Annotated in this window: 15 protein-coding genes; 11 read left to right on the forward strand and 4 right to left on the reverse strand. The window is 66.4% G+C overall.

Translation table 11 applies throughout. The features are described from left to right. Positions 1–40: 40 nt before the first annotated feature. The 3 genes from PL79_RS27335 to PL79_RS27345 all read right to left on the reverse strand — a co-directional run bounded on the left by PL79_RS27335 (position 41) and on the right by PL79_RS27345 (position 3,212). Positions 41–898, reverse strand: a complete 858-nt coding sequence (locus PL79_RS27335; RefSeq protein ID WP_044846210.1) for a carbohydrate ABC transporter permease — start codon at positions 896–898, stop codon at positions 41–43. After that, entirely contained in the window at positions 888–1,826 is a 939-nt protein-coding gene (locus tag PL79_RS27340; RefSeq protein ID WP_044846211.1) for a carbohydrate ABC transporter permease, read from the reverse strand. The genes PL79_RS27335 and PL79_RS27340 overlap by 11 nt, the downstream gene beginning before the upstream one ends. Positions 1,827–1,964: 138 nt before the next feature. Then, entirely contained in the window at positions 1,965–3,212 is a 1,248-nt protein-coding gene (locus tag PL79_RS27345; RefSeq protein WP_044846212.1) for an ABC transporter substrate-binding protein, read from the reverse strand. Positions 3,213–3,644: 432 nt separating this feature from the next. On the opposite strand from PL79_RS27345, the gene zwf reads away from it, so the two are divergent. The 6 genes from zwf to PL79_RS27375 all read left to right on the forward strand — a co-directional run bounded on the left by zwf (position 3,645) and on the right by PL79_RS27375 (position 9,684). After that, entirely contained in the window at positions 3,645–5,114 is a 1,470-nt protein-coding gene (gene zwf / locus PL79_RS27350) for a glucose-6-phosphate dehydrogenase (protein WP_044846213.1), read from the forward strand. Between the two features lie 86 nt (positions 5,115–5,200). Beyond that, on the forward strand, positions 5,201–5,881 hold the full coding sequence (gene pgl, locus PL79_RS27355) for a 6-phosphogluconolactonase (RefSeq protein WP_044846214.1): 681 nt from the start codon (positions 5,201–5,203) through the stop codon (positions 5,879–5,881). Continuing rightward, on the forward strand, positions 5,859–7,787 hold the full coding sequence (locus tag PL79_RS27360; RefSeq protein ID WP_044846215.1) for a bifunctional transcriptional regulator/glucokinase: 1,929 nt from the start codon (positions 5,859–5,861) through the stop codon (positions 7,785–7,787). The genes pgl and PL79_RS27360 overlap by 23 nt, the downstream gene beginning before the upstream one ends. Before the next feature lie 574 nt (positions 7,788–8,361). Next, entirely contained in the window at positions 8,362–8,793 is a 432-nt protein-coding gene (locus PL79_RS27365) for an STM2901 family protein (protein WP_044846216.1), read from the forward strand. Further along, positions 8,793–9,149, forward strand: coding sequence for a DUF1493 family protein (locus PL79_RS27370; protein WP_044846217.1), 357 nt, complete (start codon positions 8,793–8,795; stop codon positions 9,147–9,149). The genes PL79_RS27365 and PL79_RS27370 overlap by 1 nt, the downstream gene beginning before the upstream one ends. 73 nt (positions 9,150–9,222) lie before the next feature. Then, complete coding sequence (locus tag PL79_RS27375) at positions 9,223–9,684, forward strand: type VI secretion system amidase immunity protein Tai4 (RefSeq protein WP_044846305.1); 462 nt, start codon at positions 9,223–9,225, stop codon at positions 9,682–9,684. Between the two features lie 20 nt (positions 9,685–9,704). On the opposite strand, the gene PL79_RS27380 is transcribed toward PL79_RS27375, so the two are convergent. Continuing rightward, positions 9,705–10,922 carry a Bcr/CflA family multidrug efflux MFS transporter gene (locus PL79_RS27380; RefSeq protein WP_044846218.1) on the reverse strand — a complete coding sequence of 406 codons (1,218 nt, stop codon included), beginning with the start codon at positions 10,920–10,922 and terminating at the stop codon, positions 9,705–9,707. Between the two features lie 247 nt (positions 10,923–11,169). Here PL79_RS27380 and PL79_RS27385 point away from each other — a divergent pair, with 247 nt between their 5' ends. The 5 genes from PL79_RS27385 to PL79_RS27405 all read left to right on the forward strand — a co-directional run bounded on the left by PL79_RS27385 (position 11,170) and on the right by PL79_RS27405 (position 15,562). Beyond that, the gene (locus PL79_RS27385) at positions 11,170–11,622 is read left to right on the forward strand and encodes a hypothetical protein (protein ID WP_044846219.1); all 453 of its coding nucleotides are present in this window, start codon (positions 11,170–11,172) and stop codon (positions 11,620–11,622) included. Between the two features lie 174 nt (positions 11,623–11,796). Next, positions 11,797–13,080, forward strand: coding sequence for a glutamate-1-semialdehyde 2,1-aminomutase (hemL, locus tag PL79_RS27390; protein ID WP_044846220.1), 1,284 nt, complete (start codon positions 11,797–11,799; stop codon positions 13,078–13,080). Positions 13,081–13,095: 15 nt separating this feature from the next. Beyond that, positions 13,096–14,217 carry a bifunctional diaminohydroxyphosphoribosylaminopyrimidine deaminase/5-amino-6-(5-phosphoribosylamino)uracil reductase RibD gene (ribD, locus tag PL79_RS27395; RefSeq protein ID WP_044846221.1) on the forward strand — a complete coding sequence of 374 codons (1,122 nt, stop codon included), beginning with the start codon at positions 13,096–13,098 and terminating at the stop codon, positions 14,215–14,217. Between the two features lie 14 nt (positions 14,218–14,231). After that, a complete protein-coding gene (locus PL79_RS27400) occupies positions 14,232–14,861 on the forward strand; it encodes a riboflavin synthase (RefSeq protein WP_044846222.1) in 630 nt (209 codons plus the stop codon). A gap of 182 nt (positions 14,862–15,043) precedes the next feature. Then, complete coding sequence (locus tag PL79_RS27405; protein ID WP_044846223.1) at positions 15,044–15,562, forward strand: DUF1993 domain-containing protein; 519 nt, start codon at positions 15,044–15,046, stop codon at positions 15,560–15,562. The last annotated feature ends 1 nt before the right edge of the window (position 15,563 follow it).

A 15,563-nucleotide genomic window follows, 5' to 3' on the forward strand; every position in this document is an offset into this window, starting at 1 on the left:
GTCGTGCGCGGCCGGTTCGTCGTGTCGGATGAAGCCGCGCTTACCCCTTCACCGCGCCCGCCGTGAGCCCGCGCACGAAGTAGCGGCCGGCGACCACGTAGACGAGCAGCGTCGGCAGCGCGGCGATGATCGCGCCGGCCATGTCGACGTTGTATTCCTTCACGCCCGTCGACGTGTTGACGAGGTTGTTCAGCGCAACCGTGATCGGCATCGAGTCGACGCCGGAGAACACGATCCCGAACAGGAAGTCGTTCCAGATCTGCGTGAATTGCCAGATCAGGCACACCATGAAGATCGGCAGCGACACCGGCAGCAGGATCTTCGTGAAGATCGTGAAGAAACCCGCGCCGTCGATGCGTGCGGCCTTCACGAGCTCGGCCGGCACGCTCACGTAGAAGTTGCGGAAGAACATCGTCGTGAACGCGATGCCGTACACGACGTGCACGAACACCAGGCCCGGAATCGTGTTGGCGAGGCCGAGCATCCCCTGCAGGCGCGCCATCGGCAGCAGGATCACCTGGAACGGGATGAAGCAGCCGACCAGCATCATCGTGAACAGCGCATCCGCGCCGCGAAAGCGCCAGTGCGTGAGCACGTAGCCGTTGAACGCGCCGATCAGCGACGAGATCAGCACGGCCGGAATCACCATCTGCAGCGAGTTCAGGAAGAACGGCTTCATGCCGTCGCAGCGCACGCCGGTACACGCGCCGCTCCACGCCTTCACCCACGGATCGAAGGTCCAGTGCGTCGGCGGCGTCAACAGGTTGCCGGTGCGCAGCTGGTCGAGGTCCTTGAAGGAGGTCGACAGCATCACATAGATCGGGAACAGGAAATACAGCGCGAACAGGATCAGCGCCGCATAGATCACTGCCCGGCTGATCGTCACTTTAGGCTGCATTGCGGGTGCTCCTCGATTCCATATACATCAGCGGCACCAGCACCGCGACCACGGTCGCGAGCATCATCACCGACGACGCCGCGCCGAGCCCGAGCTGGCCGCGGTTGAACGAAAACGTGTACATGAACATGGCCGGCAGCGACGACGACGTGCCGGGGCCGCCGGCCGTCAGCGCGACGACTAGGTCGAAGGTCTTGATCGTGATGTGGCAGAGGATCAGCAGCACCGAGAAGAACACCGGGCGCATGCTCGGGATCACGATCTTGCGGTAGATGGTCGGCAGCGTCGCGCCGTCGACCTGCGCGGCCTTGAAGATCTCGCCGTCGACGCCGCGCAGCCCGGCGAGGAACAGCGCCATCACGAAGCCGGTCGACTGCCACACGGCGGCGATCACGATACAGAAGATCGCCTTGTCCGGGTCGTCGAGCCAGCCGAACGAGAAGCTCGTCCAGCCCCAGTCGTGCATCACCTTCTCCAGGCCGAGGCCCGGGTTCAGGATCCACTGCCATGCGGTGCCCGTGACGATGAACGACAGCGCCATCGGATACAGGAAGATCGCGCGCAGCGCGCCTTCGTTGCGGATCCGCTGGTCGAGCAGGATCGCGAGGAACAGCCCGAGCGCGACGCAGATCGCGATGAACGGAATCCCGAACCAGCCGAGGTTCGCGGCGGAGGTCCACCACACGTCGTTCTGGAACAGGTCCGAATAACGGCCGAAGCCGTCGAATTCGTAGTTCGGCAACAGCCGCGAATTGGTCAGCGACAGATAGCCGGTAATCAGGATGAAGCCGTAGATGAACACCACGGCGATCGCGAGGCTCGGCGCGAGCACGAGCTTCGGAATCCAGCGATCGGCGAAGGCCGACATCGGCGACGTGCGCCGTGCGGCGGCAGCGCCGGATCCGTTTCCGCTAAGAGGGGCAGCCACTTGATTCGACTCCTGGAACGAGGGTGACGCAGGCCGGGCCGGCGCCGGGTACGGCACGGGCCCGCGCGCGAGCCCGTTTGCTGCACATGCAGGAACGCCCGGCCGATCCTGCGTTTCCGGCCGGGCGCCTGTCGCGCTTTACTTCACCTTCGCGGCCTTCGCGAGCGCGGCGACCGCGCTCTTCGAATCCTGCTGCGAGTTCATGAACTTCGTCACGACGTCGGTGATCGCGCCGGCCGTTGCATCGCCCTGCGCCATCCCGTGCGCGAGCGACGGCACGAAGCCGCCCGACTTGATCGCGGTCTGCTCGTCGGCATACGACTTCTTCGCGCAGTCGTCGAACTTGTCCATTTTCACGCCGAGGCGCACCGGCACCGAGCCCTTCAGCAGGCTGAACTGCTCCTGGAAGTCCGGCGTCATGATCGTCTTCGCGAGTGCGACCTGGCCCGGCGTCGCGTCCTTCTGCCCCTTCTGCTGGAAGAACACGAACGAGTCGACGTTGAACGTGTACGAATTCGCGGTGCCCGGCACCGCCGCGCAGATGTAGTCCTTGCCCGCCTTCTTGCCGGCGTTCTCGAACTCGCCCTTCGCCCAGTCGCCCATGAACTGCATGCCGGCCTTGCCGTTGATCACCATCGCGGTCGCGAGGTTCCAGTCGCGGCCGTTGCGGCCCGTGTCGAAGTAGCCCTGGATCTTGCGGACCGTGTCGAACACCGACAGCATCTGCGGCGACGTCAGCGTGGCCTGATCGAGATCGGCGAGCGCCTTCCTGTAGAACGCCGGACCCTGCGACAGCACGACGTCTTCCCACAGCGTCAGGTCCTGCCACGGCTGGCCGCCCATCGCGACCGGCTGGATGCCGGCAGCCTTCAGCTTGTCGGCCACCGCGAAGAATTCGGGCCAGGTGGTCGGCACCTTCGCGCCGACCTTGTCGAGCGCGGCCTTGTTGATATAGAGCCAGTTCACGCGGTGCACCGAGAACGGCGCGGCGACGGTGTGGCCCTTGTACTTGATGATCTTGTCGATTTCCGGCGGCAGGTTCTGCTTCCAGTCGCCGGCGGCGGAATCGATGTTGACGAGCACGCCCTGGTCGGCCCAGTCCTGGATCAGCGGGCCCTTGATCTGAGCGGCCGACGGTGCGTCGCCGCTGATCACCTTGGTCTTCAGCGCGGTCATCGCCGCGGCGCCGGCGCCGCCCGCGACCGCGAAGTCCTTCCACACGTAGCCCTGCTTCTGCACGTCGTCCTTCAGCACGCCGACGGCCTTCGACTCGCCGCCCGAGGTCCACCAGTGCAGCACGGTTACGTTCTCGGCCGCCTGCGCCGCCACGGCGCCAGCCATCAGACCCGCGGCGCAGAGCGCGCCCATGATCGAGCGAACTTTCATTACTTATCTCCTCCAGACTGAATCAACTCGTGAGGTTCCCTGACGGGGAACCGGCTTCTTGATAAACGACGGGGAAATCGAGCCGCGGGACGCATTGCAGCGTACGGGGCCGATGACCGGCCGGGCTCTTACAGAAAGCGTGAATCGAGATTCAACGGCGTGTCTCCTCTTTGTGTTTCTGGCCCGCCGCGATGCCGCGGCGCGAGCCCGGGGGCGACGATGCGCGGACGATGCGCACCGTCAATGTCCGATAACATTCGGCACAAGGCGCTCCCGAAGGCGAAGCTCGCGCAGTTCATCGACCGCGCTTCTTTTTTTCTTCGCCCAGGTGCTACCCCTTGCGGCGGATTGTAGTTAAACTACAATTCAGTGTCAAAAATATTTTTATCGCACTACGGATCGCTTCCCAGCACCCCCAATCGGCGGAGACACATGCATACCGATTCCAGCTTTACCTTCGTACTTTTCGGCGGCACCGGCGACCTGTCGATGCGCAAGATCCTGCCCGCGCTGTTCGAAGCGCACCGCGGCAACATGCTTGCGGACAGCGGCCGGATCGTTGCCGTCGCGCGGCACGAATCGGATCGGGCCGGCTATCTCGAGTGGGTCGACACGCACGTGAAGCCGCATGCGGCGAAGGCGGCCGGCAAGGCATTCGACGAAAGCGTGTGGAAATCCTTCCTCGAGCGCATCGAATACGTGAAGCTCGACCTCGGCCGCGCGGAGGATTACGTCGTGCTGCGCGACGCGGTCGCGCAGCTGTCCGGCATCCGCGTGTTCTATCTCGCCACGGGGCCGTCGCTGTTCGTGCCGATCTGCAAGGCGCTCGCGTCGGTCGGCCTGAACGAAGGCGCGCGCATCGTGCTGGAGAAGCCGCTCGGCTACGACCTGAAATCGTCGAACGCGATCAACGACGCGGTCGGCGAGATCTTCGCGGAAGACCAGATCTACCGGATCGACCACTACCTCGGGAAGGAGCCGGTACAGAACCTGCTCGCGCTGCGCTTCGGCAATGCGCTGTTCGAGCCGCTGTGGCGCCGCGAATGGGTCGAGAGCATCCAGATCACGATCGCCGAGGAGCTCGGCGTCGAGGCGCGCGGCGATTTCTACGACAATACGGGCGCACTGCGCGACATGGTGCAGAACCACCTGCTGCAGCTGCTGTCGATCGTCGCGATGGAGCCGCCGCATTCGATGGATTCCGACGCGGTGCGCGACGAGAAGCTGCGCGTGCTGCGTGCGCTGAAGCCCATCGATCCGCGCGACATCGGCAAGGTCGCGGTGCGCGGCCAGTATCATGCGGGCGTGATCAAGGGCGCACAGGTGCCGGCCTATGCCACCGAGCCCGGCGTGAAACCCGACAGCCCGACCGAAACCTTCGTCGCGCTGAAGGTGGAGATCGAGAACTGGCGCTGGGCCGGCGTGCCGTTCTTCCTGCGCACCGGCAAGCGTCTGGCCGACCGCGTCGCGGAGATCGTCGTGAACTTCCGGCCGGTGCCGCACTCGGCGCTGGGCCCGACCGCGCTGCGCCCCGGTTCGAACCGGCTCGTGATCCGGCTGCAGCCGAACGAGACGATTCGCCTGTACTGCCTCGCGAAGCAGCCCGGCGAAGGAATGAACCTCGCGAGCGTGCACCTCGACCTCGCGTTCGACCAGTTCTTCAAGGAAGGGCAGATGGAGGCGTACCAGCGCCTGCTGCTCGACGTGATCAACGGCCGCCTCGCCCTCTTCGTGCGTCGTGACGAGCAGGAAGCCGCGTGGCGCTGGGTCGAGCCGATCCTGAACGAATGGGCACGCTCGCTGAAGCCGCCGAAGCCGTACGCGGCAGGCACGTGGGGGCCGGCCGCGGCGAGCGCGATGCTCGCGCAGCACGGCACCTGCTGGCTCGAAGAAGAAAACTGATGCAAACCGTTGTCGTGCGCGCCAGCGCGCGGCAACGTGCCCCACGATTCGCACGAATTGAACAGACAAAGCAGTCCGGAGGAGATGTGATCGAGATCCACGCTTTCGACACCCAGGAAGCGCAAAGCGAAGCGCTCGCGCGCGCCGTCGGCGATGCGCTGCGCGCCGCGCTCGCCGGCCCCGCGCGCCCGACGCTCGCGGTGTCCGGCGGCACGAGCCCGCGCCCGTTCCTGCACACGCTGTCGCACGCAGCGCTCGACTGGGCCGGCGTCGACGTCACGCTGGTCGACGACCGCTGGGTGCCGGAGAACGATGCGGCCAGCAACGCGCAGCTCGTGCGCGACACGCTGCTGCAGCACGCGGCGGCCCCTGCCCGCTTCCTGCCGCTCGTCGACACGCGCGCATCGCTCGATGCGCACGTCGCCGCGCTCAACGCCAACGCCGACTACCGCGTGCCGAACGTCGCGGTGCTCGGCATGGGCGAGGACGGCCACACGGCGTCGATCTTCGCGGACGCGCCCGAATGGGACCATGCGATCACGACGCCCGAGCGCTTCGTCGCCGTGCATCCCGGCGCCGCGCCGCATGCACGCGTGAGCTTTTCGCTCGATGCGCTGAAGCGCGTCGACCGGCTGTTCCTGTTGATCGCGGGCACCCGCAAGCGCGACGTCCTCGACGCCGCGGCCGCGACGCTGCAGAAGAACGCGATTTCCCAACTGGCCAACGACAAGGGGACCCAGCTCGATGTCTACTGGTGCGCAAAGTAAGGCTGTCGTCGCGGGCCAGCATGCCGACGGCCCGCGCCTGCTCGCGGACGTCGGCGGCACCAACGCGCGATTCGCGCTGGAAACCGGCCCCGGCGAGATCACGCAGATCCGCGTCTATCCCGGCGCCGACTACCCGACGCTCACCGACGCGATCCGCAAGTATCTGAAGGACGTGAAGATCAGCCGCGTGAACCACGCGGCGATCGCGATCGCGAACCCGGTCGACGGCGACCAGGTGACGATGACCAATCACGACTGGAGCTTCTCGATCGAGGCGACGCGTCGCGCGCTCGGCTTCGACACGCTGCTCGTCGTCAACGACTTCACCGCGCTCGCGATGGCGCTGCCGGGCCTGACCGATGCGCAGCGCGTGCAGATCGGCGGCGGCGCGCGCCGCCAGAACAGCGTGATCGGGCTGCTCGGGCCCGGCACCGGGCTCGGCGTGTCCGGCCTGATTCCGGCGGACGACCGCTGGATCGCGCTCGGCAGCGAAGGCGGCCACGCGTCGTTCGCGCCGCAGGACGAGCGCGAGGATCTCGTGCTGCAGTACGCGCGCAAGAAGTTTCCGCACGTGTCGTTCGAGCGCGTCTGTGCCGGCCCCGGCATCGAGATCATCTATCGTGCGCTCGCCGCGCGCGACAAGAAGCGCGTCGCCGCGACCGTCGACACGGCCGAGATCGTCGAGCGCGCGCATGCGGGCGACGCGCTCTCGCTCGAGACGGTCGAATGCTTCTGCGGGATCCTCGGCGCGTTCGCGGGCAGCGTCGCGCTGACGCTCGGCGCGCTCGGCGGCGTGTACATCGGCGGCGGCGTCGCGCTGAAGCTCGGCGAACTGTTCACGCGCTCGTCGTTCCGCGCACGCTTCGAGGCGAAGGGCCGCTTCACGCAGTATCTCCAGAACATCCCGACCTACCTGATCACCGCCGAATATCCGGCGTTCCTCGGGGTATCGGCGATCCTCGCGGAGCAGCTGTCGAACCGTTCGGGCGGTGCGTCGTCGGCCGTGTTCGAGCGGATCCGCCAGATGCGCGACGCGCTGACGCCGGCCGAGCGCCGCGTCGCCGATCTCGCGCTGAACCATCCGCGCTCGATCATCAACGACCCGATCGTCGACATCGCGCGCAAGGCGGACGTGAGCCAGCCGACGGTGATCCGCTTCTGCCGCTCGCTCGGCTGCCAGGGGCTGTCGGACTTCAAGCTGAAGCTCGCGACCGGCCTCACCGGCACGATTCCGATGAGCCACAGCCAGGTCCATCTCGGCGACACGGCCACCGACTTCGGCGCGAAGGTGCTCGACAACACGGTGTCCGCGATCCTGCAGTTGCGCGAACACCTGAACTTCGAGCACGTCGAGAACGCGATCGAGATCCTGAACGGCGCGCGCCGCATCGAGTTCTACGGGCTCGGCAATTCGAACATCGTCGCGCAGGACGCGCACTACAAGTTCTTCCGCTTCGGAATCCCGACGATTGCGTACGGCGACCTGTACATGCAGGCCGCATCGGCCGCGCTGCTCGGCAAGGGCGACGTGATCGTCGCGGTGTCGAAGTCGGGGCGCGCGCCGGAGCTGCTGCGCGTGCTGGAGGTCGCGATGCAGGCCGGCGCGAAGGTGATCGCGATCACGTCGAGCAACACGCCGCTCGCGAAGCGCGCGACCGTCGCGCTCGAGACCGATCACATCGAGATGCGCGAATCGCAGCTGTCGATGATCTCGCGGATCCTGCATCTGCTGATGATCGACATCCTCGCGGTCGGCGTCGCGATCCGTCGCGCGTCGACCAACGGCGAGCTGCCGGAGGCCGTCGCGCAGGCGCGCGCGCGGGCGAGCGACGACGAAACGGCCGACGTGCTCGACTGGCTGAGCCACGGTGCGTCGCCGGCGGCGAAGGACGTCGCGCGGGATTGACGCTTCGGCGAAACGCCGTCGATACACGACACCCCGAATGCTGGATTCAAGCCCGGCGTTCGGGGTGTTTCGCATGTGCGGTACCCCCCCGCACCACAGCGGCCCGGCAGGCATCGACGATGCCGTCTGCCGAGGGCTGCGCGTGACGTCATACGTTCGTACACGCCCCCATTTTCGAACAAGTCCAATTGTCAGCAGTTGCCCAGGCTCGGTAACTTCCTTCGCTCCGCGTGATGCGGCCATCCCGGTTCGACGCGAGAAATGACGCGTTTCTCGCAGAACCCCGATTGGCATCGACAGCATCACGTTCATCCAGTTTGCGGAGAGGGATATGCCTAGACCACGCTTTTCAGCCGCATGGGCAGCAGCAATGCGCATTTATGCGCCGATAAATTCCACGGAGAAAATTGCGCGAACGATTGGGGGCAACGTGGCCACCAATATCCAGCGATCGGGCAAAGCAGAAGTGATCAAATCCCCGCCTTCGCTGGGAGGCAGCACCCGAGACGATAGGCAGGGGATCGTTCTCTTCGAGGTTTCAGCCTCGTCGATAGCCTGAGAGAGGAATACTATAATGAACAATACCTATGCCTTTGGTACACATCGAGATCTCACGCCGATGGAGCTGTTTTTCCTTGTCTTTATCGATGAGACATGCAAGGAGCTTGGTGTTGACGATGTAGCAGCGGTGGTTGCCATTGTGGCCGGTCAAAATTGGATGCCAACACGAGCAAAGCCTTTTGGTACCACGCCGGGTACTTCTGTTGCGTCGATATTGAGTCGCAAGTATCTGGACTACGATTTGAAGAAGAAGATCCTCCCAACGCTGACCAACGCCAGCGTTAAGCGCTTGAGGTTCATTCTGGTGAGAAACATTGGGGTTTTCGTTGGGCGCGCGGTTCCTGTCGTTGGCTGGGTCATTGCTGCCAACGATGTCACGATGATCAGCATTCGTTCCGTGTCGCGCTATAACGCGCTTGTTAAACCTGAGGACAAGGTGTTCTGATGAGCCAATTTACATGGAACGAGTTTGAGGATTTTGTGAGAAGGGAGACCGGTGCTAGTCCCCAAAAAATTCTCACAAAAGGTCATGACGTCGAGGGTGATTTGGATATCACTGGCGACGATGCGATCGAGTTTATGGAGAGCTTCTTCGATAAGTTTCCGGTGCAAGTTGGAGATTTTGAGTTCAATCGCTACTTCTCAGGAGAGGGCTTCAGCTTGATTGAAGTGGCGCGGATGGCTTTCTCCAGAAAACGCCGAGAAAAATATGACAAAGTGCCACTGACTCTAGGCATGCTCTATCAGGCTATTTTGGATGGAGAGTGGAACAATCAGCGCTTGGAAAGTCTGCCGCGCTGATCGTACCTCGCCAAATAGACCGGTTTATTTTTTAGGCGATGTGTTGGATCTGTGCACGCCTCTGGAGGCCGCCATGAGACAAAATCCGCTGCTCCGGCGTGTGATATTTTCGGCACTGACGCTGGCGGCACAATCGGGCCATGCAACGGATACGACATCGTCGCCACAAGCCGGCGCCCGAACCTACGCGCAGAACTACAAGGACATGGTGCTCGCCGAATGTATCGCGACCGCTTATCGGAATGCACCATCCGCTGCGATGGACGCGGGAAGCAGCGCCAGTGCATTAATGGATTGGACCAGCTTCGATCTGGAACGGAACCCCGACGCGGGCAAATCGCTGGTCAATCGTTTTCTTGCACGCGACTATCGCAATCCGATCGTCGAATCCGAAATCAAAGGCATGAGGTTTGATTTTCTGAAATGCCTGGACCTGTACCACAGCAAGGAACTCGACGCTCAGGTCAAACGGTTTGTCATCAACCCGAAGCGCAGCTATCGACTCGATAATCGCTCGTCAGACCGCTCCAGGTGAGGCCGATCCTCCCGCACCGCTCAAGCCCCCGCTTTCACCGGCCGGCCATGCCAGCGCAGCACGAGGTAACGCCCGACGAAACACAGCACACCGCAGACGCCGATCGTCACGCCCATCGCGAACGGCGTGCCGTCGGCGAGTGCGCCGATCGCGACGCTCGCGAGCGCGCCGAGCGCGAGCTGCATCGCGCCGAACACGGCCGCCGACGCGCCCGCGTTGTGCGGATAGCGGTGCATGAGATCGGTCGTGCAGTTCGCGGACAGGATCCCGACCACGCCGACGACGAAGAACAGGCACACGACGATCGACCAAAGCCCGCCCCACCCCGTCAGCGCGACCAGCGCGACCGCGAGCGACGCGACGCAGCTCACGAGCGACGCGGTCGCGATGAGGCGCAGCGAGCCGACGCGGCCCACGAGCCGCGTGTTCGCGAAGTTGCCGATCATGATCCCGACGACGTTCAGGCCGAACAGCAGCCCGTAATGCTGCGGCGACACGTGGAAATACTCGATGTACACGAACGGCGTCGCGGTGATGTACGAGAACATCGACGCGAACGCCATCCCGCCGCACAGCATGTGCCCCCATGCGACCGGATCGGACAGGATGCGCCCGTACGACGCGAACGACGCGAGCACGGCCGTGCTCTTGCGCCGCTCCTTCGGCCAGGTTTCGGGCACGCGCAGGTACGCGGTCGCCGCGCACAGCGCACCGAACGCGGCCAGCACGACGAACACGCCGCGCCAGCCGGCGAAGCGCAGGATCTGGCCGCCGATCAGCGGCGCGAGCAGCGGCCCGACCGCGGTGACGATCGCGACCATCGACAGTACCTTCGCCGCATCGGTCGGCTCGTGCGCGTCGCGCGCGATCGCACGGGCGAGCACCGACGCGGCGCCCGCGCCGAGCGCCTGCAGGAAGCGCACGAGGATCAGCATGTCGATCGAGCCCGACACGAAGCAGCCGACACTCGCGAGCGTGAACAGCGCGATGCCGCCGAGCAGCACGGGCCGGCGGCCCCACGTGTCGGACAGCGGACCGTACAGCAGCATGCCGATCGAGAAGCCGGCCATGAAGCTCGTCAGCGTGCGCTGCGCGGCGCCGGGGCTCACGGAGAAGCCGTCGGCGATCGACGGCAGGCTCGGCAGGTACATGTCGGTGGCGATCGGCCCGCAGGCCGCGAGCGCACCGAGCAACAGGATCAGCCGGGCATCGGGCCGGCGCCGGACGACGTGGGACATGGGTATCCGCAATGGAGGCCCGCGCGCATCGGGGCACGCGTGGCGGTGAAGACGGGAGGCTACGCCGCAAGCGGCGCGTTCAAGCACATGATTGTACGCGCAACTTTTTCGCGTGCCGCGCGCGGTCTGCCGCGCCAGGCTGGAACACGCGCGAATGACCGGCGTCGCGGCAGACCGCGCGCGGATTCGATTAAGCTTGCTGCTCCCCGCCTCTCTTGTCTGATCAATCCGACGCACGACCGACCCGATGACCGCCTTCCTGCTGATCTGGAGCCCCAAGAAATGGCCGTGGCCCGAGCTGCCCGACGTCGCCGCGCGCGTGAAGGCCGGCGAGGCCGTGCACGACGTGTGGGGCTGCGGCTTCGCGCGCGGCATCCTGCCGGGCGACCGTGTGTTCCTGCACCGCGTCGCGCAGGAGCCGAAGGGCGTGTTCGGCTCGGGCTACGTGACGCGCGCGCCCTACGAGGTGCCCGACCCGGCGACGAAGCGCGGCTACCGGCTGTGCATCGATTTCGTCTACGACTGGCTGGTCGACGCCCACCAGGACGTCGTGATCCCGCGCGACGCGCTGCGCGCGCATCCGTACTCGGTGCAGACCTGGGACGCGCAGTCCTCCGGCACGTCGATCAAGCCGATGGTCGAAGGCCCGCTCGAGAAGCGCTGGGCCGAGCTGACCGGCAAGCGCCGGTCGCCACAATAAGCGGGCCGGATCGGCCGCGCGCCGTTCGCGCCGGCCAATCTCCCACGCGCGCAAAGGCCGCAGACCCGGCCGCGGGCCCGCCGGGCGCGTCTCCGGTACAATCAGACGATCGTTCCGCTCAGGCGCCGCGGCCCGTGCACAGGCCCCCGCGCCCTTCTCTCGCAGGTTTCGCACATGTCCAACAATCAGATCCTCTTCGAACGCGCCCAGAAGACCATCCCGGGCGGCGTCAACTCGCCGGTGCGCGCCTTCCGTTCGGTCGGCGGCACGCCGCGCTTCGTGTCTCGCGCGCAAGGCCCGTACTTCTGGGATGCCGACGGCAAGCAGTACATCGACTACATCGGCTCGTGGGGCCCGATGATCGTCGGCCATGTCCATCCGGAAGTGCTGTCGGCCGTGCAGAGCGTGCTCGCCGACGGCTTCTCGTTCGGCGCGCCGACCGAAGCGGAAATCGAGATCGCCGAGGAAATCTGCAAGCTGGTGCCGTCGATCGAGCAGGTGCGGATGGTGTCGAGCGGCACCGAGGCCACGATGAGCGCGCTGCGTCTCGCGCGCGGCTTCACGGGCCGCAGCCGCATCGTCAAGTTCGAGGGCTGCTACCACGGCCACGCGGACAGCCTGCTGGTCAAGGCCGGCTCGGGCCTGCTGACGTTCGGCAACCCGACGTCGGCCGGCGTGCCGGCCGACATCGCGAAGCACACGACCGTCCTCGAATACAACAACGTCGCCGCGCTGGAAGAAGCGTTCGGCGCGTTCGGCGACGAGATCGCCGCGGTGATCGTCGAGCCCGTCGCGGGCAACATGAACCTCGTGCGCGGCACGCCCGAGTTCCTGAACGCGCTGCGCGCGCTGTGCACGAAGCACGGCGCCGTGCTGATCTTCGACGAGGTGATGTGCGGGTTCCGCGTCGCGCTCGGCGGCGCGCAGGCGTACTACGGGATCGCGGCCGACCTCACCTGCCTCGGCAAGGTGATCGGCGGCGGGATGCCGGCTGCCGCGTTCGGCGGCCGCCGCGACATCATGGCCCACCTCGCGCCCCTCGGCGGCGTGTACCAGGCCGGCACGCTGTCGGGCAACCCGATCGCGGTCGCCGCGGGCCTGAAGACGCTGCAGCTGATCCAGGCGCCCGGCTTCTACGACGCGCTCACCGCGCAGACGAAGCGCCTCGCCGACGGCCTCGCGGCCGAAGCGCGCGCGGCCGGCGTGCCGTTCGCGGCCGACTCGATCGGCGCGATGTTCGGCCTGTACTTCGCCGAGCGCGTGCCGACCAGCTTCGCGGAAGTCACGAAGAGCGACACCGAGCGCTTCAACCGCTTCTTCCACCTGATGCTGGACGAAGGCGTGTACTTCGCGCCGTCCGCGTACGAGGCCGGCTTCGTGTCGAGCACGCACGACGACGCGGTGATCGACGCGACGCTCGCGGCCGCGCGCCGCGCGTTCGCGGCGCTGGCCGCCTGACCCGGGTCCGCACGCATGTTCTCGGATACCGATTTCGCCCACATGCAGCGCGCGCTGACGCTCGCGGCGCGCGGCATGTATACGACCGCGCCGAACCCGCGCGTCGGCTGCGTGATCGTCAAGGACGGCGACGTGATCGGCGAAGGCTTCACGCAGCCGGCCGGCCAGGACCACGCGGAAGTGCAGGCGCTGAAGGACGCGCGCGCGCGCGGCCACGACGTCGCCGGCGCCACCGTGTACGTGACGCTCGAGCCGTGCAGCCACTTCGGCCGCACGCCGCCGTGCGCGAACGCGCTGATCGACGCGCGCGTCGCGAAGGTCGTCGCGGCGATGGAAGACCCGAATCCGCAGGTGTCCGGGCGCGGCCTCGGAATGCTGCGCGACGCGGGCGTCGACGTGCGCTGCGGGCTGCTCGCGCATGAAGCGGGCGAACTGAACATCGGCTTCGTGTCGCGGATGACGCGCGGCCGCCCGTGGGTGCGGATGAAGACGGCCGCGTCGCTCGATGCACGCACCGCGCTGCCGTCCGGCGAAAGCCAGTGGATCACCGGCGAGGCCGCGCGCCTCGACGGCCACGCATGGCGCGCGCGCGCGTGCGCGATCCTCACCGGGATCGGCACCGTACGCGAGGACAACCCGCTCCTGACCGTGCGCGGCATCGACACGCCGCGCCAGCCGCAGCGCGTGCTGGTCGACAGCCGCCTCGACCTGCCGCTCGATGCGCGCCTGCTCGAGGGCGCGCCGTTGCTGATCTTCTGCGGCCGGCTCGATGCCGCCGGCGAAGTGCGCGCGAACGTGCTGAAGTCGCGCGGCGCGGAAATCGTGCCGCTCGCGAATGCGCACGGCAAGGTCGACCTGCCCGCGATGCTGGCGGCGCTCGGCGCGCGCGGCGTCAACGAGCTGCACGTCGAGGCCGGCCACAAGCTGAACGGCTCGCTGCTGCGCGAGCAGTGCGTCGACGAGCTGCTGGTCTATCTCGCGCCGAGCCTGCTCGGCAGCGACGCGGCCGGCATGTTCGACCTCGCCGCACCGGCGAGCCTCGACGCCCGCACGCGGCTCGCGTTCCACAGCGTCGAGCGGATCGGCGACGATCTGCGGATCCTGGCGCGTGTCGCGCCGCCCCCTGCCACGCATTGAACGGAGCCGTCACGATGTTTACCGGAATTGTCGCGGCCGTCGGCCGCATCGAATCGATCACCCCGCTCGGCGCGTCGCCCGACGCGGGCGTGCGGCTGACCGTACAGGCCGGCGGGCTCGACCTCGCCGATGTCGCGCTCGGCGACAGCATCGCGATCCAGGGTGCGTGCATGACGGTGATCGCCAAGACCGGCACCGGATTCGACGTCGACGTGTCGCGCGAAAGCCTGAACCGCACGGTCGGGCTCGCGCAACCGGGCGAAGTGAACCTCGAGAAGGCGCTGCGCGCGCACGACCGCCTCGGCGGGCACATCGTGTCGGGCCACGTCGACGGCCTCGGCACCGTGACGCGCTTCGCGCCGGTCGGCGAATCGCACGAGCTGCGCATCGTCGCGCCGCGCGAGCTCGGCCGCTATCTGGCGTACAAGGGCTCGATCACGGTCAACGGCGTGAGCCTGACCGTCAACACGGTCGACGATCGCGCCGACGGCTGCGAATTCTCGATCAACCTGATCCCGCATACGGTCGATGTCACGACGCTGCGCCACGTGAAGGCCGGCGACAAGGTCAATCTCGAAATCGACATGATCGCGCGGTATGTCGAGCGGATGATGTCGGCATCGCAGGGCGTGCATCAAGACTGATCGGGCGGTTCCGCCCTCCGGGCAGGGATTGGCGGCCGGCGGCTCGGCGCGGCACCTGGCCTGATGGCCAACGACGCGCACGCGCCATCCCGTCGCGCTAAGATGCAACGGCAGCGTTTTCGGCGCCGCGACGCACGGTGCGCCGCGTACCGGCTGCCCCTTTTCCTCCAGGAGTCGTCCCCATGTCCATCTCGATGTACCAGGCTTCGCTGCCCGTCCTGATCCGCGGCCTGACCAACCTGCAGCACATCCTCGGCAAGGCGCAGGCGCACGCGGCCGAGAAGCAGATCGACCCGTCGGTGTTCATCGGCGCACGCCTCTATCCGGACATGCTGCCGCTCGTCCGCCAGGTGTACATCGCGACCGACACGGCCAAGGGTTGCGCCGCGCGGCTCGCCGGCGTCGACATCCCGAGCTTCCCCGACGTCGAGCAGACGTTCGACGAACTGCATGCGCGCATCCAGAAGACGATCGACTACCTGAAAGGCTTCGACGCCGCGCAGATCGACGGCAGCGAAGCGCGCCAGGTCGTGCTCAAGATGCGCGTCGGTCCGATCGAGTTCACCGGGCAGTCGTACCTGCTGAACTTCGTGCTGCCCAACTTCTTCTTCCACGTGACGACGGCGTACGACATCCTGCGTCACAGCGGCGTCGAACTCGGCAAGCTCGACTACCTCGGCGGCCGCAACGATCACGCGTGAC

Source organism: Burkholderia sp. USMB20, assembly GCF_000949135.2.
Classification (GTDB): domain Bacteria; phylum Pseudomonadota; class Gammaproteobacteria; order Burkholderiales; family Burkholderiaceae; genus Burkholderia.